This is a genomic window from Cryobacterium sp. Y82 (assembly GCF_002929495.1).
GTDB lineage: Bacteria > Actinomycetota > Actinomycetes > Actinomycetales > Microbacteriaceae > Cryobacterium > Cryobacterium serini.
In genome coordinates this window covers 1-19,174 of record NZ_PJJJ01000013.1, presented here as the reverse complement: position 1 = coordinate 19,174, position 19,174 = coordinate 1, and the positions used below count along the sequence as shown (strand labels likewise).

Below are 19,174 nucleotides of genomic sequence, written 5' to 3'. Positions count from 1 at the left end.
GTGGGAGAGTAGGACACCGCCGGACTTAACTTAGAAACACCAGGAAAGCCATCCCTCACGGGATGGCTTTCCTGCGTTAACGGCCACCTTCGGGTGGCCGTTGTGCGTTAACCCGACCCATCCCGCAGGGGGCGGCTTTCCTGCGTTAAGGCGCGTTTTCGGGATGGCCGAGACCAGGAACTGAACTTTGGCGGGGCGACGGGACACTCGCTCCTCAACTCAAACATTCGGGGTGTTTTGGGGGCCTCCGCGAAAAACGTGCGGAGACCCCCAAAACACCCCGAAAACTCGACACCCCGCGAATATCCCGACGCCCCACCCACGTGACTTATGCCGAAGCGGCATCCACTTTGTGTGGGCACGGAGCGCCAATTTGCGTGAGAGGTTAGGCTTAGAACGTCTGTCGAAATGCCGGACTAATTACACAGGAGATACAGTGAGCCCTTCAGGACCCCGCGACGGCGATTCCCGTAACAACGGTCAGGATGACCGTCGTTCGAACCAGAGCGGCCGACCCTCGAACGGGCGACCTTCCGGCGGTCGCGATGGCGCCAAGCCGCCATATCGCAGCAACTCCGACCGTCCGCAGCGCGATGGCGAACGGCCTCCCTATCGCGGTAACAGCGACCGACCCTCCCAGGGAAGCGAACGTCCTCCATACCGGGGCAACTCCGACCGGCCTGCGTACGGTGGCAACGACCGTGCTCCGTACCGGGGCACTTCGGATCGTCCGGCTCAGGGTGAGCGCCCGCCTTACCGGGGTAACTCGGATCGTCCGGCTCAGGGTGAGCGTCCCCCCTACCGTGGCAACTCCGACCGCCCTGCCCAGGGTGAGCGTCCCCCATACCGTGGTAACTCGGAGCGTCCGTCTGGCGGTAATGACCGTGCCCCGTACCGGGGTAACTCGGATCGTCCGGCTCAGGGTGAGCGTCCCCCGTACCGGGGTAACTCGGATCGTCCGGCTCAGGGTGAGCGTCCCCCCTACCGTGGCAACTCGGATCGTCCGGCTCAGGGTGAGCGTCCCCCATACCGTGGCAACTCGGACCGCCCGTCCGGCGGTAATGACCGTGCCCCGTACCGTGGCAACTCGGATCGTCCGGCCCAGGGTGAGCGTCCGCCCTACCGGGGTAACTCGGATCGTCCGGCTCAGGGTGAGCGTCCGCCCTACCGTGGCAACTCGGACCGCCCGTCCGGCGGTAATGACCGCGCTCCGTACCGGGGTAACTCGGATCGTCCGGCTCAGGGTGAGCGTCCCCCCTACCGTGGCAACTCGGATCGTCCGGCCCAGGGTGAGCGTCCCCCGTACCGGGGTAACTCCGACCGGCCTTCCACCGGTAACGACCGAGCGCCGTACCGGGGCAACTCTGATCGTCCGTCGCAGGGGGAGCGTCCGCCGTATCGTGGCAACTCCGACCGGCCCGCGCAGGACGGGGACCGCAAGCCATGGGCCAGGGATGGCGCACGCCCTGAGCGCAGCGATCGGCCCAGCCCTGACCGGTCCAACAGCGATCGGCCGCGCTCGGCCAACGACAGCAAGCCGTGGACCCAGCGCGGCGGTTCGCCGAACCGCGCTGGCGCCCCACGAGTGGATGCCGGCAAGAAACTGTGGACCCGCGACGGCGCCCCGGCCCGTAACGACCGCGATGCCCGTGTCGTCGAGGAGGAGATGACCGAGGAGCAGCGCATGCAGCGTGAGCTGCGTTCGGTGCGCCCGCGCCACGATGACCCGGAACTTCCCGACGACATTTCGGCTAACGACCTGGACCGCATTGCCCGCAACGAGCTCAAGACCCTGACCAAGGAAAACGCCGAGACCGTCGGGCGCCACCTGGCCATGGCTGCCCGTGTCATCGACGAGAACCCCCAGCTCGCCCACCTACACGTGATGAGCGCTGCCCGCCGGGCTGGCCGCATCGGTGTGGTGCGCGAAAGCCTTGCGATCACCGCGTATGCCACGGGTGATTTCGCTCTGGCCCTGCGCGAATTGCGCACCTACCGTCGCATCTCCGGCTCCAATGATCAGCTCCCCCTTATGGTCGACAGCGAACGCGGCGTTGGCCGCCCCGACCGCGCCCTCGAGCTTGGTCGTTCGGTCGATCGCGCCACACTGTCCCCATCCGTCCAGGTGGGCCTGGCCATTGCCATGTCTGGTGCACGCCTCGACCTCGGCGAAACAGATGCCGCACTCGTCGAGCTTGAAATTCCGCAGCTCAACCCCAATACGGCCTTCTCTTACAGCCCCGAACTGTTCGCCGCCTACGCGGAGGTGTTGACCGAACTCGGCCGGGAGAGCGAAGCCGACGAATGGCTCGAACGCGCTTCGCGAGCCGATGCTGCATTCGGGGCTTCCGGTGACGATGACGAAACCATTGAAATCGAAGAAATGGAAGAGGATGACGATGCTGCCCTCGCGTACTTCGCCGCTGACGCCGGGGATGACGACGATGCTGATGGCATCGTCACCGAAACTATCGACGCCAAAGACGCGGGCTCCGAGGCCGGCGCCGAAAATGGCGTTGAGATCAACGTGACCGACGCTGAGGCCGACACCGTGGCATCCGCTTCGCAAGACGACGAAACGGAGCCGGATGCTACATCGCCGAAAGCCTGAGTCAGCGACGCCGCTGGCCGGTGTAGACGTACTTCTGGCAGACCTTGACGGTGTGGTTTATGCTGGCCCAGCGGCGATTCCCTTCGCCGTCGAGAGCCTGAACCGTGCCGCGGAGACCATCCGAGTGGGCTACATCACCAACAACGCTTCCCGCACCGACCAGTCGGTCGCCGACCACCTCACCCAGCTCGGGTTGAGCGTCGCGGCAGCGGATGTTGTCACCTCGCCCCAGGCGGCCGTGCGGCTACTGGCAGAGCAGGTGGAACCCGGCGCGAGCATCCTCGTCGTTGGTGGTGATGGGCTCGTCGACGAGGTCCTCAAGGCCGGATTCGTCGTGACCCGCTCGGCCGACGACAAGCCCGCCGCCGTGATTCAGGGCTTCGCGCCAGAGCTCGGCTGGGTACACCTCGCCGAGGCTGCGTTCGCGCTCAACGCCGACGGAGTGGGCATAGGTATTCCGTGGATCGCCACCAACACCGACTGGACCATTCCGGTCGCTCGCGGTATCGCCCCCGGCAACGGCACGCTCGTCTCCGCCGTGCACGCCGCCGTTGGTCGACTTCCAGTCGTAGCTGGTAAACCCGAAGCGGCCATTTTTCTAGAGGCCACGCGGCGCTTCAGCGCGCAGAATGCGCTGTTTATTGGTGACCGACTGGACACCGATATTCTGGGCGCCAATCGGGCGGGAATCCCGGCCGTGCTCGTGCTCACCGGCATCGACCGGGCCAAGCAGGCCCTCGCCGCCGACAAAGACTCTCGGCCGACGTTCATCATTGAAAATTTACAACAGTTGCACGAGCCGTACCCGGAGACGGTGTTCTCTAAGGACGGCTCGACCGCCACGGTGAGTGGCGCGAGCGTGCGCGTCAACGGTAACGACGTGCAAATCGTCAAGGAGGGCGACGGCGGCATCAACCTGCTGCGGGCCGCGTGCGCCGCGATCTACCAATCCGGGCGCGCGATCTACGGGCTCAACGTTCCGGAGCGACTGTATCTCGCCCAGTAGCCTAGACACTGTGAATCCCGAGCCCGTCATACCCGAAGAAGAATCGGTGGATCTCGCGCCGCAGCTGGCCGACATCGAGGCCCGGCCGCTTGAGATGCGCGCCGAAGCGTTCAAAGCGCTGCACGAGCAGCTGCGCGAACAACTCGAAGACGCTGATATTGACGCGGCGGGCCGGGCATGACCGGCGCTGATACTCCCCACGACCATGAAACAGACACACCCATGCCTGAGCACGACTCCGAACTGAATGACGCCGACTCGCTTGACGGGCTTCCAGAACGGATGCCCGACTCACGCCTCGACGCCGCCCTGGCCGACCGCGGACTGGTTCGTTCCCGAACCGTCGCCGCCAAACTCATCGCCGACGGCCTCGTCACGGTGAACGGTGTCCCGGTCGTGAAGGCCAGTACCAAAGTCTCAGCGGACGCCGTTCTCGAGGTGGCCGCGACCGACCACTACGTCAGCCGGGGCGCCCACAAACTCAACGCCGCGCTCGACGCCTTCACCCTCAGCGTCACCGGCCGCACGGCGCTCGATGCCGGGGCGAGTACCGGCGGTTTCAGCCAGGTACTGCTCGAACGCGGTGCCGCCCAGGTGATCGCCGCCGATGTCGGCCACGGCCAGCTGGCCGCGCAACTGAAGACCGAGTCGCGGCTGAAACTGGTCGAGGGGTACAACATCCGCTATGCGACCCCGGAAACCCTCGCCGGGGCATCCGGAATCGACACCCGGCCTGACCTCGTGGTGGCCGACCTGTCGTTCATCTCGCTCACCACCGTGTTGCCGGCCCTCGTGGCCACGGCCGCGCCGGGCGCCGACTTCGTACTGCTGATCAAACCGCAGTTCGAGGTAGGCCGCGGCGGTGTTCGTGAGGGCATCGTGCACGACAGGGGCCTTCGGAGCGACTCCGTGGCCGGTGTACTCTGGGCCGGCTGGGACCTCGGGCTGAAAACCTGCGGAGTCATCGCCTCGCCCATCATTGGGGCGGCCGGAAATCACGAGTATCTGTGCTGGATGAGCGCCACGACCGGCACAAATCCGACAGAATGGATGGACCGGATCGAAACCATGGTGGGGGCGTGACGAAGTGAGCGAGACCCCGCGGTACTTTCTTATCGTCGCCCATACCGGCCGGGCTGACTCTGTCGAAGCCGCCTCGACGGTGTGTAAGCAGCTTCTGGCCTCTGGGACTGTGCCGGTGCTCGCCAGCGATGAACGCGCTGACCTTCTGGCCGCCTGCCCGGAGTTGAATGGTCATATCGCAATTCTCGGTGATACGGTGCGAACTGCCGACCTTGAGCTTGTCATCGTGCTCGGCGGAGACGGCACCATTCTGCGCGCAGCCGAACTTGTGCGTGGTTGCTCGGCCCCGCTGCTCGGCATCAATCTCGGCCACGTCGGGTTTCTCGCCGAGAGCGAGCGGGACGACCTCGGCGAGGCCGTGCGGCGCGCCCTCAAGGGCGATTACGAGGTCGAAGAACGACTCGCCCTGTCGGTGCGGGTCAAGGTGGTCGACGAGGTTGTCTATGAAACCTGGGCATTGAACGAGGTCACCGTCGAAAAAGCCAGTCGCGAACGCATGATCGAGGTTGTCGTCGAAGTTGATGGCCGCCCGCTCTCGTCGTTTGGCTGCGACGGTGTCGTACTCTCCACCCCGACCGGCTCGACCGCGTACTCATTCTCGGCCGGCGGCCCCATTGTCTGGCCCGGCGTTGAAGCGCTGCTGCTGGTTCCGCTCAGCGCGCACGCGCTGTTTGCGAGGCCACTCGTGGTCGGTCCGGACTCGTCACTGGCCGTCGAGGTACTCTCCCGCACCGGTGCACGTGCCGTGCTCTGCGCTGATGGTCGCCGAACCCAGGACCTGCCGACCGGTGCCCGCGTGATAGTACGCCGCTCGGGAGTCCCGGTGCGATTGGCCCGCCTGCACATCGGCCCCTTCACCGACCGTCTGGTCAACAAGTTCAACCTGCCGGTCACCGGCTGGCGCGGCCCGGTCGGCCGCGAGTGATCGACGAGCTGTTCATTCGCGACCTCGGCGTCATCGCCGAGGCGACGCTGCCGCTCGGCCCCGGCTTTACAGCAGTGACGGGAGAAACCGGCGCCGGTAAGACCATGGTGGTCACCGCGCTCGGACTCCTGCTCGGCGATCGAGCGGATGCCGGAACCGTGCGCCAGGGCCAGCCGCAGAGTTTCGTCCAGGGGCGCTGGGTGATCGACCCCGCCAGCGCGGTCGCCGACCGGGTCCGTGACGCCGGGGGAGACCTCGACGGACCCGAACTCATCCTCGGACGATCCGTCTCAAGCGAGGGACGCAGCCGCGCGATGGTCGGCGGACGTGGCGCTCCGGCGAGCGTGCTCGGGGACCTGCGCAACGACCTCGTCGTCGTGCACGGCCAGAGCGACCAGGTGCGCCTGCGCTCCGCCGCAGCCCAGCGTGATGCCCTCGACCGTTTCGCCGGCCCCGAACTCGCCGCTGTGCTCGGCGACTACCAGCATGCCTTCCACCGCTGGCAGGCCAACCAGGTCGATCTCGACCGGCTCATCACGGAACGAGACCTGCGAGCCCGCGAGGCCGACGAACTGCGCGCGGCGCTGACCGAGATTGAAACGGTTGCCCCGCAACCCGGCGAAGACGCCGAGTTGGGTGAACGCGCCGAACGCCTCGGAAACCTGGAAGAACTACGCCTGGCGGCAGAGCAGGCCCGCCAGCTCGTCTCCGCTGAAGACAACCCCGATAACGCGCCGGACGTCGTGGCCCTGCTCGAAGCCGCCAGGCGCGCCCTGGACCGGGTCGCCGCCCACGACGTGGCCCTGCCGCCGCTCGTCGCCGCCATCTCCAACGCTGGTTTCGTCGTTGCCGACATCGCTGCCGAACTCTCGAGCTATCTGGCCGGCCTTGACGCCGATGGTGCCCGCGAACTCGAAATCGTGCAGGAGCGGCGGGCCGAGCTTGGCATTCTCGCCCGCAAATACCCGGGTGGTCTCGAGGAAGCCATTGGGTTCCTCGATTCCGGCAGCGCCCGGTTGCTCGAGCTCGATTCTGACTCTGACCGCATCGAGCAGCTCAGCGCCGAAGCGGATGCCGACCGAAAGCTCGTCACCGATCTCGCCGCTGCCCTCACGGCCTTACGCCGGGCGGCCGCGGTGCAACTCGGTGTTCGGGTGACCGCCGAGCTCGGTGCGCTGGCGATGCCGGACGCCGTGCTGCTCGTAGAAATTGAAGCTGGCCCGGAGTTCACCGTCACTGGTATCGACCTTGTGCGTCTTCTCTTACAACCGCACGCTGGCGCCGAACCAAGAGCTCTGGCGCGTGGGGCATCCGGCGGCGAACTGTCTCGGGTGATGCTCGCCATCGAGGTCGTCATCAACGCGACCGACCCGGTGCCCACCTTTGTCTTCGACGAGATCGATGCCGGTGTGGGCGGAGCCGCGGCGATCGAAATCGGTCGCAGACTCGCTCGACTGGCCGAAACCGCCCAGGTTATCGTCGTCACCCATCTCGCCCAGGTCGCCGCCTTTGCCGGCAACCACCTCAGCGTCGTCAAAGACAGCGATGGATCCGTCACCGCCTCGAGCGTGCGCCAGCTACTCGGCGATGACCGTGCCGCTGAAATGGCCCGCCTGCTTTCCGGCCTGCCCGACTCGAAGAGCGGGCTCGAACATGCCAGGGAACTGCTCGACCTTGCGCAGTCCCACTCTCGTATCTCTAAAAAGTAAGCGACAAATTTTCTGGTGATAGCATTGAAGCCCGTGGTGGAAAATATACTTACGGACAGATCAGACGGCACGACCAAGCACATCTTCGTGACCGGGGGTGTGGTCTCCTCGCTCGGTAAGGGCTTGACGGCGGCCAGCCTCGGTAACCTGCTCACGGCACGCGGCCTGCGGGTTGTCATGCAAAAGCTCGACCCCTACCTCAACGTTGACCCGGGAACGATGAACCCGTTCCAGCACGGCGAGGTCTTCGTCACCGACGACGGCGCCGAAACCGACCTCGACATCGGACACTACGAACGCTTTCTCGACATCAACCTCGGCCAGTCGGCCAACGTGACGACCGGGCAGATCTACTCGCAGGTCATCGCCAGGGAACGTCGCGGCGAGTACCTCGGCGACACCGTTCAAGTCATTCCCCACATCACCGACGAGATCAAGCGTCGCATGCGCCTGCAGGCCAGCGACGAGGTGCGCCCCGACGTCATCATCACCGAGGTCGGCGGCACCGTCGGTGACATCGAATCCCAGCCATTCCTCGAGGCCGCCCGCCAGGTGCGTCACGAACTCGGCCGCGGCAACGTCTTCTTCGTGCACGTCTCGCTCGTGCCGTTCCTCGGCGCAGCCGGCGAGCAGAAGACCAAACCCACCCAGCACTCCGTCGCCACCCTGCGCTCGATTGGAATCCAGCCCGACGCCCTCGTCTTGCGCAGCGACCGGCCCGTCTCCGAGTCGAACAAGCGCAAAATCGCGCTCATGTGCGACGTCGACGAAGACGCCGTCGTCAACGCCGTCGACGTCGCCTCGATCTACGAGATCCCGACCATGCTGCACGACCAGGGCCTCGACAAGTACATCGTCACCGCCCTCGGCCTCACCGCGGACACGGTCGACTGGACCGGCTGGAAGAACCTGCTCGAAGCCGTGCGCCACCCCAAGCACGAGGTCACCATCGGCCTGGTCGGCAAGTACATCGACCTGCCGGATGCTTATCTCTCGGTCACCGAGGCGCTGCGAGCCGGCGGATTCGCCAACCAGAGCAAGGTCAAAATTGTCTGGATCGGCTCCGACGACTGCGAAACCGACGAGGGAGCCGCCCGGCTGCTTGGCGAACTCGACGGCATCTGCGTGCCTGGTGGGTTTGGAATCCGCGGCATCGAGGGCAAGCTCGGCGCCCTCAAGTTTGCCCGGGAAAACGGCATCCCCGTTCTCGGCCTGTGCCTCGGCCTGCAGTGCATGGTCATCGAGTACGCCCGCAACAAGGCCAACCTGCCCGGCGCATCCTCGAGCGAATTCGACCCGGAGACTGAATTTCCGGTCATCGCGACCATGGAAGAGCAGGTCGAGATCATTGCTGGTGGAGACCTCGGCGGAACCATGCGCCTTGGCCTGTACCCGGCGACCCTCGCCGAAGGGTCTCTTGTCGCCGAGCTGTACGGCGCCAACGAAGCATCCGAACGCCACCGCCACCGCTATGAGGTCAACAACGCATTCCGCGACCAGATCGCACTGGCTGGCCTGTGGTTCTCCGGCACCAGCCCCGACCGCCACCTGGTCGAGTACGTGGAGCTCAAGCGCGACGAGCACCCGTTCTACGTTGGAACCCAGGCCCACCCGGAGCTGCGGTCACGGCCGAACCACGCGCATCCGCTGTTTCGCGGTCTGATCAAGGCCGCGCTCGACCGCCAGGAGGCCAGCCGCTTGTTCGAGGTGAAGGAAGAGCTCAGTGCCTGAAGATCTGCTGCGGGATGACGTTGTGCCGGTCCATGTCACAGCGAGCGACGTTGCCTATAACGGCGCCATCTGGAACGTGCGCCGCGACTCGTTTGCCTACAACGGAGCGAGCATCACCCGCGAGTACATCGACCACCCCGGCGCGGTCGCTGTGCTGGCCCTCGACGAGCAGGACCGCGTGCTCGTGATCAAGCAGTACCGGCAGCCGACCGGTTTGCGCGGCTGGGAACTGCCGGCCGGGCTGCTTGACATTGCCGGTGAGAATGCCGTCGTCGGCGCCCAGCGCGAACTGGCTGAAGAAGCGGATGTCGTCGCCACCGAGTGGGCGCTGCTGACCGAGTTCTATACCTCGCCGGGCGGCAGTAACGAAGCCATTCGGGTCTATCTCGCGCGGGGCGTCTCGGCGATCGCCGCGTTCGATCGCACCCACGAAGAAGCCGATATCGAACCGCGCTGGGTATCGCTCGACGAGTGCGTCGACGCCGTGATGGCCAGGCGCGTTTCCAACCCGATTCTGATCGTGGGCATTCTGGCCGCCCAGGTGGCTCGTTCACGCGGCTGGAGCACGCTTGCACCCGCGGATTCACCGTGGCCGCGGCATCCGCGCAGCAGTCAGTCGCGCGGCCTGCACATCACGGCCTGAGCATGACGACCGTCGAGTCGGCGGTGGACTCCTACCTGCGGCACGTGGCGATCGAACGCGGCCTCGCCGTGAACACCGTCGCCGCCTACCGCCGCGATCTCGGGCTGTACACGGCGTGGCTGGCGGTTGATTCTCCTGTCGACCCACTCCGGCCGATCACCGACCTGCGGTTGATCACTCGGCGGCACATCTCGTCGTTTGTGCAGCACCTCGGCCTGCGCTCGGAAGCCCCGTTGACGGCGGCGTCCATCGCCCGCGTTCTCTCGACCGTGCGCGGATTCCACCGGTTTCTGCTCGATGAGGGCGTCGTCGAAGCCGATGTGGCGCACGACACCAAACCGCCCAAACTCGCGCTGCGCCTGCCCAAAGCGATCTCAATCGAACAGGTCAGTGCGCTGCTGGCGGCGACCGACGGCGATGACGTTCAGCGGCTGCGCGATAAGGCCCTGCTCGAACTGCTCTACGCGACTGGAGCGCGGGTGAGCGAGGTGGTCAACCTCAATGTCGATGATGTGCTCGTGGAGGTGTTTGACTCGGTGCGACTCACCGGAAAGGGGGATAAACAGCGCATCGTGCCGGTCGGCAGTTTTGCTCGCGCAGCCGTGTCGGAATACCTCGTGCGCGCCCGGCCGATGCTGTCGGCGCGCGGACGCGCGACACCGGCGCTCTTCCTCGGCCTGCGCGGACAGCGGGTGAGTCGGCAGAACGCATGGCTGATCATTCGTGCTGCCGCTGAGCGTGCTGGGCTTTCCGTGCCCGTGTCGCCGCACACCCTCCGCCACTCCTTTGCGACGCACCTGCTCGCCGGTGGCGCCGATGTGCGCGTCGTTCAGGAACTTCTCGGGCATTCCTCGGTCGCCACCACTCAGATCTACACCCTCGTGACCGTCGACACCCTTCGTGACATGTACACGACCGCTCATCCGCGGGCGCGCTGACCACCCGAGACCGGCCCGCGCGGCGATCCTTGCGGCGACCAGCCGTTCCACTCGCTACAATCGACCAAGTGATGGGTGCAGGACAAATCAAGGACGGGCCAGTGACGCGTAAGTTGAGCGAGCGAATTTCGCTACCCGGTTTCGACGACGCTCCGGTAGGTCCGACGGGACGTGAAAAACACGAATTCGCCGAACCGGAGCCGCTGAAAAGCCACGGTCCCGCCCGCATCATCTCCCTCTGCAACCAAAAAGGTGGCGTCGGTAAGACCACGACGACCATCAACCTCGGCGCAGCCCTGGCCAGTTACGGCCGTCGCGTGCTCGCCGTCGACTTCGACCCGCAGGGCGCACTCTCAGCCGGCCTCGGCGTGCCCACCCACGACGTCACCACCATTTACGACCTGCTGCTCGACGGCAAGGTCGACCCGAAAGACGCGATCCAGTCGACCTCGGTCGAGGGCCTCGACGTCATCCCGGCCAACATCGACCTGTCCGCGGCCGAGGTGCACCTGGTCAACGAGGTCGCCCGCGAGCAGATTCTCGCCCGGGTGCTGCGCAAGGTCTCGGGCGACTACGACGTCGTCCTCATCGACTGCCAGCCCTCGCTCGGTATCCTCACGGTGAACGCGCTCACCGCCAGCCACGGCGTGCTGATCCCGCTCGAGTGCGAATTCTTCGCGCTCCGCGGCGTCGCCCTGCTCATCGAGACCATCGATAAGGTGCGCGACCGGCTCAATCCCGCCATCGAACTCGACGGCATTCTCGCCACCATGTACGACTCCCGCACCCTGCACTCCCGCGAGGTGCTCGAGCGCGTCGTCGACGCCTTCGGCCACAGCGTGCTGGAGACCGTCATCGGCCGCACGGTGAAATTTCCCGACGCGAGCGTGGCCGGGGTACCCATCACCGACTTTGCACCCGAGCACGCGGCCGCCAAAGCCTACCTGCAGGTGGCCCGCGAACTGATCCACCGTGGCGCAGTCGCCTAGCGCGGCCGAGAAGCCCGCGTTTTCGGTCGCTCTCGGCGTTTTCGAGGGCCCGTTCGACCTGCTGTTGAAACTCATCACCCGGCACGAACTCGATATCACCGAGATTTCGCTCAGCCAGGTTACCGACGAGTTCATCTCCTACCTGCGCGGCCTCGACGCGGCAGAGGAACTCGACCAGGCCACCGAGTTTCTCGTCGTTGCCGCGACGCTTCTCGACCTCAAGGTGGCCGGTCTGCTGCCTCAGGGTGAACTCGTCGACGCCGAGGACGTGGCCCTGCTCGAAGCGCGGGACCTGTTGTTCGCTCGCCTGCTGCAGTACCGCGCCTTCAAAGAAGCCGCGACCTGGTTCACCGGCCAACTCGACACCGAGACCCGCCGCCACGTGCGGTCGGTGCGGCTCGAGGAGAAATACCGTCAGAAGACGCCAGAGCTGGTCTGGACGCTCTCGCTCGCCGACTTTGCTGCGCTGGCCGCCCTGGCCCTGGCCCTCGCACCGCGCGAGCTGCCCGTTGTGGGCGTCGAGCACCTGCACGCGCCGCTGGTCAGTATCCGCGAGCAGGCCGCCTACGTCGTCGCCATGCTCCAGCCGGGGGAGCCGGTCTCGTTCCGGGCGCTCATCGCCGGCGTTGACCTGAAGGGTGTCATCATCGCCCGCTTTCTCGCGGTGCTCGAGCTGTATCGCCACGGTGCCCTTTCTTTTGACCAAATTGAGCCCCTCGGCGAGCTCATGCTGCGCTGGAGCAGCCGGTCGCTCGACGGGCGCGAGTGGTCAGACGACAATCTCGCTTCGCTCGGAGCTGACTATGACAACTGAATTCAGAAATAACGCACAGCAGGCCACCGATATGCGGTCGCGTACCGGGCAAACGGATGCCGCAGCATCTGTTTCGCACGAATTCCACATCCTCGACCGCCAACTCGAAGCCGTCTTCATGATCGCCGATGAGCCGCAGGGCCTCGTGCACCTCTCAACCGCCGTGGGGCGGCCGATCACGGAGGTGGCGCTAGCCGTGGCCCGGCTGGTCGCCGATTTCGATGGCGTTACGGCACCGGACGGTACGTCAACGGTGCGCCGCGGTTTTGAACTGCGCGAGGTCGCCGGCGGCTGGCGCATCTACGTGCGCGCCACGCACGACGAACTCGTGACCGACTTCGTGCTGACCGAGAATCCCAGCCGGCTCAGCCAGGCGGCGCTCGAAACCCTCGCCGTGATTGCCTACAAGCAACCGATCAGTCGTGGGCAGGTCGCGAGCATTCGCGCCGTCAGTGTCGACTCCGTCGTGCGCACCCTGCTCGGTCGCGGCCTCATCACCGAAGCCTTCACCGACAGTGAAACCGGCGCGATCAACTACGCCACCACAGACTTGCTGCTCACCCAGCTCGGAATCAACTCGCTCGACGAGTTACCCCACCTATCGCCGTTACTCGACGGCGGCACCGACGGATTCGAGGATTTACTTTGACCCAGGACAACACGCCCAGCGCCAATCCGACCAATGACAGTGCGCCCCGCGACCCCAACTTCAATCCAGAGGCTGCAGCCGACGGTGTGCGGCTGCAGAAGGTGCTCGCCTCGGCCGGAGTCGCCAGCCGCCGCGTCTCGGAAGACCTGATCACCTCCGGCCGCGTGCGCGTGAACGGCAAGGTCGTTACCGAGCTCGGCCGCCGTGTGCATCCGGAAACCGATCAGGTTGCCGTCGATAACGTGGCCGTGCAGCTCGACACGACCCGTCGCTACCTCATGCTCAACAAGCCGGTCGGCGTCGTCTCCTCGATGCAAGACGAGGGTGGCCGCCCCGACCTGCGCGAATTCACCGACCAGTTCGACGAACGGTTGTTCAACGTGGGCCGGCTCGACGCCCAGACCAGCGGCCTGCTCATTCTCACCAACGACGGTGACCTCGCGCACGTGCTCGCGCACCCCTCCTTCGGCGTCTCCAAGACTTATATCGCCAAGGTGGAGGGTCGTGTCTCGCCGCAGACTATCGGTCAGCTGCAAAGCGGCATCGAGCTCGACGACGGCCCCATCCATGCCGACAAGGCCCGCATCCTCACGAGCCCTCCCGGCGGTGGGCACAGCATGGTCGAGCTCACCCTGCACTCCGGCCGAAACCGCATCGTGCGACGGATGCTCGACGCGGTCGGTCACCCCGTCGTTGACCTCGTGCGTCGCCAGTTCGGACCGTTGAACCTCGGTACCCTGCAGCAGGGCGCCGTGCGCGAACTCACCCGCGAAGAACTCGGCCAACTGCTCACCGTGTCGCGCCAGGCGCCGAGCGCGCGCCCTGACGCGAACTAACGACAACGACGGTAGGACACAACCATGGCTGAAAGCCGCCTCGTCGGCCCGGTGCGCATCGTCGGCGTCGGCCTGCTCGGAACCAGCGTGGGTCTCGGCCTGCGGGGTCGCAAAATCGAGACGATCCTTGCCGACGCGTCCCCGACCAACCTGCGCATTGCCATCGACTATGGCGCCGGCCGCGCCGCGCAGCCGGGCGACCAACCGCAGCTGATCGTAGTGTGCGTGCCCCCCGATGTCACCGCCGAGATCGTCGCCCGCGAGCTCGAGGCTTACCCGGGCGCGATCGTGACGGATGTCGCGAGCGTCAAACTCGCGCCCCTCGCCGAGCTGCGCGAGCGCGGAGCCGATATCAGCCGCTATATCGGGTCGCATCCGCTTGCCGGTCGGGAGAAGGGTGGCCCGCTATCCGGCCGTGCTGATCTGTTCATCGGCCGCCCGTGGGTCGTGGCCGCTCACGACGCGATCAGTTATCAGCAGGCCGGCGCGATCGACGACCTCATCCTCGACCTCGGCGCGATCCTGGTCGAGATGACGCCGGAAGAGCACGACCTCGGCGTTGCGCTGGTTTCGCACGTGCCGCAGGTCATCTCCAGCCTGATGGCCCGCCGCCTGACCGGAGCAGCACATTCTTCGCTCAACCTCGCCGGTCAGGGCCTGCGCGACGTGACCCGAGTCGCCGCGAGCGACCCCGACCTGTGGGTGCAAATTCTCAGCGCTAACGCCGCCCCGGTGCGCGATGTGCTCCTGGCCTATCGCGACGACCTTGACCGCTTCATCGACGCCCTGGAAGATCCGGCCGCGCCCGGAGCGCAGCGCCAGGTCGCCGAAGAACTCGCCGGTGGAAACGCCGGGGTGGCCCGTTTGCCCGGCAAACACGGGCAGGACCGCCGGTTCTCCTCGATGGTCGTCATGGTCAACGACCAGCCCGGCCAGATCGCCCGCCTGCTCAACGACATCGGAGAGCTCGATGTTAACCTCGAAGACTTACGCTTGGAACACTCGCCGGGGGCCCAGATCGGTCTCGCCGAAATCTCTGTACTGCCCGGCGTCGTTGCTCGCCTCACCGAAGAGCTGGCCGCGCGCGGCTGGCGGATTGCTGGTTAACCTACATGGCACGTCACATTCTCCCCACCCGCGTCGCCATCGATGGGCCGGCCGGCAGCGGCAAATCGAGCGTGAGCCGTGCAGCCGCACGCCGCCTCGGCTTCGCCTACCTCGACACCGGCGCAGCCTACCGCGCGCTGGCCTGGCTGGCGCTCACACGCAACACCGACAACACCCAAGCGGATGCCATCACCGCGCTCCTCAAAGACTTCGACTACGCGATCGGTACCGACCCAGACGAATACTTCGTCACGGTGGGCCAGACCGATGTGACCGACGCCATCCGCTCGCCGGAGGTCAGCGCCGCGGTCAGTGCCGTCGCCCGCGTTCCCGCGGTACGCGAGGCGCTCACCGAGTTGTTTCGGAGCATCGCCGAGAACGTGGATCGGCCCGGCGTCATCATCGAAGGACGCGACATCACGACGATCGTCGCCCCGGAGGCGGAGGTGCGCATTCTACTCACGGCATCCGAGGAGGCTAGAATGACTAGACGCTCTGCGGAAATAACGACCCAATCGGCTGAAACCGTGGCAGAACAGCTGCGATCACGCGATCGCGCTGACTCACAGGTTGTCGATTTCATGAGCGCTGCAGACGGTGTCATAACCGTCGACTCCACCCATCTCGACTTCGAGCAGACCATTGAAGCGGTCATCGACGTCTACCACACACGCATGAAGCAGGCTTTGAATGAGTAACGAATACGACGACACGAGCACAGCGCTCGACATTGAGCTGGCCGAACGACTCGCCAACCTCGATGAGGAACTCGCCACCCGGCGTTCCGCCGCGCTGCGCACGGACCTCGACAACTATGACCTCGACGAGGAAGACCTCGACGTACTCCAGGCCGTCACCGACGACCCTGACGCGATCCAATACCTGCCTGCCGTTCCGGTGATCGCCATTGTCGGTCGCCCGAACGTGGGCAAGTCGGCGCTGGTCAACCGCATACTCGGCCGCCGCGAGGCTGTCGTCGAGGACACCCCCGGTGTGACGCGTGACCGCGTCGCGTACAAGGGCGAATGGCACGAGCGCAAGTTCAGCCTCGTCGACACCGGTGGTTGGGAGCCAGACGCCAAGGGCATCGACGCCTCCGTCGCCGCCCAGGCCGAGATCGCCATCGACCTGTCCGACCTGGTCATGTTCGTCGTCGATTCCAACGTGGGCCCGACTTCGACCGACGAGGCCGTCGTGCGCATGCTGCGCAAGAGTGGCAAGCCGGTCTTTTTGATCGCCAACAAGGTCGACGACGTGCGCCAGGAACCCGAAGCGGCCAGCCTGTGGTCGCTCGGCCTCGGCCAGCCGTGGCCGGTCTCCGCCCTGCACGGGCGTGGTGTTGCCGACCTGCTCGACGCGATTCTGCTCGTGCTGCCCGAAATCTCCAACGTCGCCAAGCAGGAGGTCGGTGGCCCGCGTCGCGTGGCCATCCTCGGACGCCCGAACGTCGGCAAGTCCAGCCTGCTCAACAAGGTCGTGGGGGAGGAGCGCGTCGTCGTCAACGAGCTTGCCGGCACGACCCGCGACCCGGTTGACGAGCAGGTTGAACTTGGCGGTAAGGTCTGGCGTTTCGTCGACACCGCCGGCATTCGCCGTCGTGTGCACCTCTCGCAGGGCGCCGACTTCTACGCCTCCCTGCGCACCAGCGCCGCTCTTGAAAAGGCCGAGGTTGCCGTTGTACTGCTCGACGTGACCGAGGTCATCAGCGAGCAGGATATTCGCGTCATCGATCTTGTCATTGAGTCGGGCCGCGCCCTCGTGCTCGCCTTCAACAAGTGGGACCAGATCGACGACGACCGCCGTCGCTACCTGGAACGCGAGATCGAGCAAGACCTCGCCCACGTAGCCTGGGCCCCGCGCGTGAACATCTCGGCCAAAACCGGTCGTCACATGGAAAAGCTGGTTCCGGCGCTTGAGCTCGCGCTCGAATCGTGGGACACGCGCATCGCCACCGGCAAGTTCAACGCCTTCCTGGCCGAGCTCGCTGCCGCCCACCCGCACCCCGTGCGCAGCGGCAAGCAGCCGCGCATCCTGTTCGGCACCCAGGCCTCGAGCCGCCCGCCGACGTTTGTGGTGTTTACCACCGGATTCCTCGACCCGGGCTACCGCCGCTACATCCAGCGACGCCTTCGCGAGATCTACGGCTTCGAAGGCAGCCCGATCAACCTCAGCATGCGCGTACGCGAGAAGCGCAAACGCTAGATTCGCAGACTCCAAGCGGCCGGTCCTGTTAGCGCAGGTCCGGCCGCCTTTTTTGGTTGCCGAGTGCTCGTCGCAGTAGGGAAAATGAGGTCACTCGATTTGCGTGCGCACCCTAAGTGGGCAATGCTCATTAGGTACATTGTGGCCCCCTACGGCCGATCACCCGCACGTTCCCGGACTGGTGCGCGACAAAGAATATACGTAACTAACTAATGGCATTGAGAAATACCCGCACACCCCTTTCAAATCAATTTCCAACTGGCACCACCCGAACTGGCTTCAGGCGCACGGAACCACAGAAGGCCGTTCTTTCGGTTCTGGCAGTTTCCGTCGTCGCACTCTCCGGTCTCGCCGTCACTCCAGCTCAAGCTGATGCCACGAGCGGCGAGGCCCTGACCGCCTCTATCGTGATTCCCGAGCGCGAAAGAGTCACCCGCGACTTGGGCAGCGTGCCGTCCGGCCTGAAATCCGTCGATGTGAAGTTCTTCACCTCCGAGGTCGAGTCCCGAACCCAAGTAAAGCTTGCAGTTGGTCCGGAGGGCTCGAAATCATACTCGTTCACCGCGCCGGCTGGGACCAGCCCAACCAAGACCATAACGGTTCCAGTGACTCCCGAGATGGACGGCACGGTCACCGCCGTCAGCAGCGACGCGGATGTCAAGCTCAACCTTTCGGTTGTCGGTTTTGAGCGCACCGAAAGCAGTCCGGAGCCTGCGCCGACCCCGGCGCCCGCGCCAACTCCAACGCCGGCGCCGACTCCGGAGCCCACACCTATCCCAACTCCGACACCGGCTCCCGCTCCGGCTCCCGCTCCAGTGACGAGCGGGACGCCCGGTGCCTCCAACACGGGAGTTCCCTCTGGAACTGCTTTGACCGTGCACAACGGTGACATCAACGTAACCAAGCCGGGCACCGTGCTGAGTGGCCTCGATGTTCGCGGCCTGATCAAGATCAGCGCCCCCGATGTGACCATCAAGAATTCCATCATTCGGGGTCGCACCATGAACGGTCCAGGAGCGCTCATCAATAACCTCGGCGGACACCGGAACCTGGTCGTTACCGACACCGAGCTATCTCCGAGCACCGCTTCGCCCGACGCCAATGGAATCTATGGCTATAACTTCACGGCAACGCGTCTGGACATCAATAACGTCATCGATGGAATTCACATCACGGGAAGCAATGTGAGCCTGCAGGACTCCTGGATCCACGACCACATGCACTATCGCAATGACCCCAATCAGGGCGGTTCGCCCAGTCATGACGATGGCATCCAGATTCAAGCTGGAAACAACGTGACCGTTACCGGCAACCGACTCACTGATTCACACAGCGCTGCCGTGCAGATCACGCAGGACCGGGGACCGGTCTCTAACTTCACTTTTAGCGACAACTTCGCCAATGGTGGGGCCTGCACCGTGAACATCGCGGAAAAGTCCTACGGCCCGATCATGGGAGCAACCATTACCGACAACGGTTTCGGTCGTGATTCTCGCCTGGCCAACTGCGCAGTGATAGCCCCGACGACCACGAAGATTGACTTCGCGAACAACTACTACGTACCCGACGACACTCTCGTAACGATCAAAAAGGGGTAGTCCTCATCGCTGTACTGGCGATGGATCCTTGACGGTCGTAAACCAGCTACTGCGTTTGTAATGCTTAAACTCGAAATTTGTTCGTGGGATGCGGTCGGGCCTGTTATCGCAGGTCCGGCCGCTTTTTTGCGCCTATTTCGTGCGCATTGTCTGCCCCTGAACGAGGGGTGAACCTGAGAAAGACCCGAGTTCGGTTGTAACAATACCCATAGTGGGCAATAGTCATCTTTGTTGTCGCGGCTTCCTCCAGCCCCCGCACCCTCCCGAATCTGTGCTCTAGACGAAATGTGAACCATGACCTCCCCCACTGTTTTCGCTTCGCCCATCTCCGTG

Annotated in this window: 17 protein-coding genes; all 17 read left to right on the top strand. The window is 65.0% G+C overall.

Annotation, left to right across the window (positions count from 1 at the left end; all coding sequences use genetic code 11):
• Window positions 1-1,585 precede the first annotated feature (1,585 nt).
• The 17 genes from CXY70_RS00360 to CXY70_RS17425 all read left to right on the top strand — a co-directional run bounded on the left by CXY70_RS00360 (window position 1,586) and on the right by CXY70_RS17425 (window position 18,841).
• The gene (locus CXY70_RS00360) at window positions 1,586-2,611 is read left to right on the top strand and encodes a hypothetical protein (protein WP_233205643.1); all 1,026 of its coding nucleotides are present in this window, start codon (window positions 1,586-1,588) and stop codon (window positions 2,609-2,611) included.
• Window positions 2,589-3,617 carry an HAD-IIA family hydrolase gene (locus CXY70_RS00355; protein WP_104190432.1) on the top strand — a complete coding sequence of 343 codons (1,029 nt, stop codon included), beginning with the start codon at window positions 2,589-2,591 and terminating at the stop codon, window positions 3,615-3,617. Before CXY70_RS00360 ends, CXY70_RS00355 begins: the two co-directional genes overlap by 23 nt.
• Window positions 3,618-3,627: 10 nt before the next feature.
• Window positions 3,628-3,798, top strand: coding sequence for a hypothetical protein (locus CXY70_RS17645; protein WP_158250858.1), 171 nt, complete (start codon window positions 3,628-3,630; stop codon window positions 3,796-3,798).
• 101 nt (window positions 3,799-3,899) lie between these two features.
• On the top strand, window positions 3,900-4,700 hold the full coding sequence (locus CXY70_RS00350; protein WP_104190434.1) for a TlyA family RNA methyltransferase: 801 nt from the start codon (window positions 3,900-3,902) through the stop codon (window positions 4,698-4,700).
• Between the two features lie 4 nt (window positions 4,701-4,704).
• Window positions 4,705-5,625, top strand: coding sequence for an NAD kinase (locus CXY70_RS00345; RefSeq protein ID WP_104190431.1), 921 nt, complete (start codon window positions 4,705-4,707; stop codon window positions 5,623-5,625).
• On the top strand, window positions 5,622-7,334 hold the full coding sequence (gene recN, locus CXY70_RS00340; protein WP_104190430.1) for a DNA repair protein RecN: 1,713 nt from the start codon (window positions 5,622-5,624) through the stop codon (window positions 7,332-7,334). The genes CXY70_RS00345 and recN overlap by 4 nt, the downstream gene beginning before the upstream one ends.
• A 33-nt stretch (window positions 7,335-7,367) precedes the next feature.
• Complete coding sequence (locus CXY70_RS00335) at window positions 7,368-9,065, top strand: CTP synthase (protein ID WP_233205642.1); 1,698 nt, start codon at window positions 7,368-7,370, stop codon at window positions 9,063-9,065.
• The gene (locus CXY70_RS00330) at window positions 9,058-9,708 is read left to right on the top strand and encodes an NUDIX hydrolase (protein ID WP_104190429.1); all 651 of its coding nucleotides are present in this window, start codon (window positions 9,058-9,060) and stop codon (window positions 9,706-9,708) included. Before CXY70_RS00335 ends, CXY70_RS00330 begins: the two co-directional genes overlap by 8 nt.
• Window positions 9,709-9,710: 2 nt before the next feature.
• A complete protein-coding gene (gene xerD / locus CXY70_RS00325) occupies window positions 9,711-10,646 on the top strand; it encodes a site-specific tyrosine recombinase XerD (RefSeq protein ID WP_104190428.1) in 936 nt (311 codons plus the stop codon).
• A gap of 71 nt (window positions 10,647-10,717) precedes the next feature.
• A complete protein-coding gene (locus CXY70_RS00320) occupies window positions 10,718-11,635 on the top strand; it encodes a ParA family protein (protein WP_104190427.1) in 918 nt (305 codons plus the stop codon).
• Window positions 11,619-12,449 (top strand): ScpA family protein, encoded by an 831-nt coding sequence (locus CXY70_RS00315; protein ID WP_104190426.1) that lies wholly within the window; start codon window positions 11,619-11,621, stop codon window positions 12,447-12,449. Before CXY70_RS00320 ends, CXY70_RS00315 begins: the two co-directional genes overlap by 17 nt.
• A 31-nt stretch (window positions 12,450-12,480) precedes the next feature.
• Window positions 12,481-13,098 (top strand): SMC-Scp complex subunit ScpB, encoded by a 618-nt coding sequence (locus CXY70_RS00310; RefSeq protein ID WP_104190425.1) that lies wholly within the window; start codon window positions 12,481-12,483, stop codon window positions 13,096-13,098.
• Between the two features lie 86 nt (window positions 13,099-13,184).
• Entirely contained in the window at window positions 13,185-13,934 is a 750-nt protein-coding gene (locus CXY70_RS00305) for a pseudouridine synthase (RefSeq protein WP_233205644.1), read from the top strand.
• Window positions 13,935-13,958: 24 nt separating this feature from the next.
• Window positions 13,959-15,041, top strand: a complete 1,083-nt coding sequence (locus CXY70_RS00300; RefSeq protein ID WP_104190423.1) for a prephenate dehydrogenase — start codon at window positions 13,959-13,961, stop codon at window positions 15,039-15,041.
• Window positions 15,042-15,046: 5 nt separating this feature from the next.
• Complete coding sequence (gene cmk / locus CXY70_RS00295) at window positions 15,047-15,739, top strand: (d)CMP kinase (RefSeq protein ID WP_104190422.1); 693 nt, start codon at window positions 15,047-15,049, stop codon at window positions 15,737-15,739.
• Window positions 15,732-17,243, top strand: coding sequence for a ribosome biogenesis GTPase Der (der, locus tag CXY70_RS00290; protein ID WP_104190421.1), 1,512 nt, complete (start codon window positions 15,732-15,734; stop codon window positions 17,241-17,243). The genes cmk and der overlap by 8 nt, the downstream gene beginning before the upstream one ends.
• A 407-nt stretch (window positions 17,244-17,650) precedes the next feature.
• Entirely contained in the window at window positions 17,651-18,841 is a 1,191-nt protein-coding gene (locus tag CXY70_RS17425) for a right-handed parallel beta-helix repeat-containing protein (RefSeq protein ID WP_158250857.1), read from the top strand.
• Window positions 18,842-19,174: the final 333 nt, after the last annotated feature.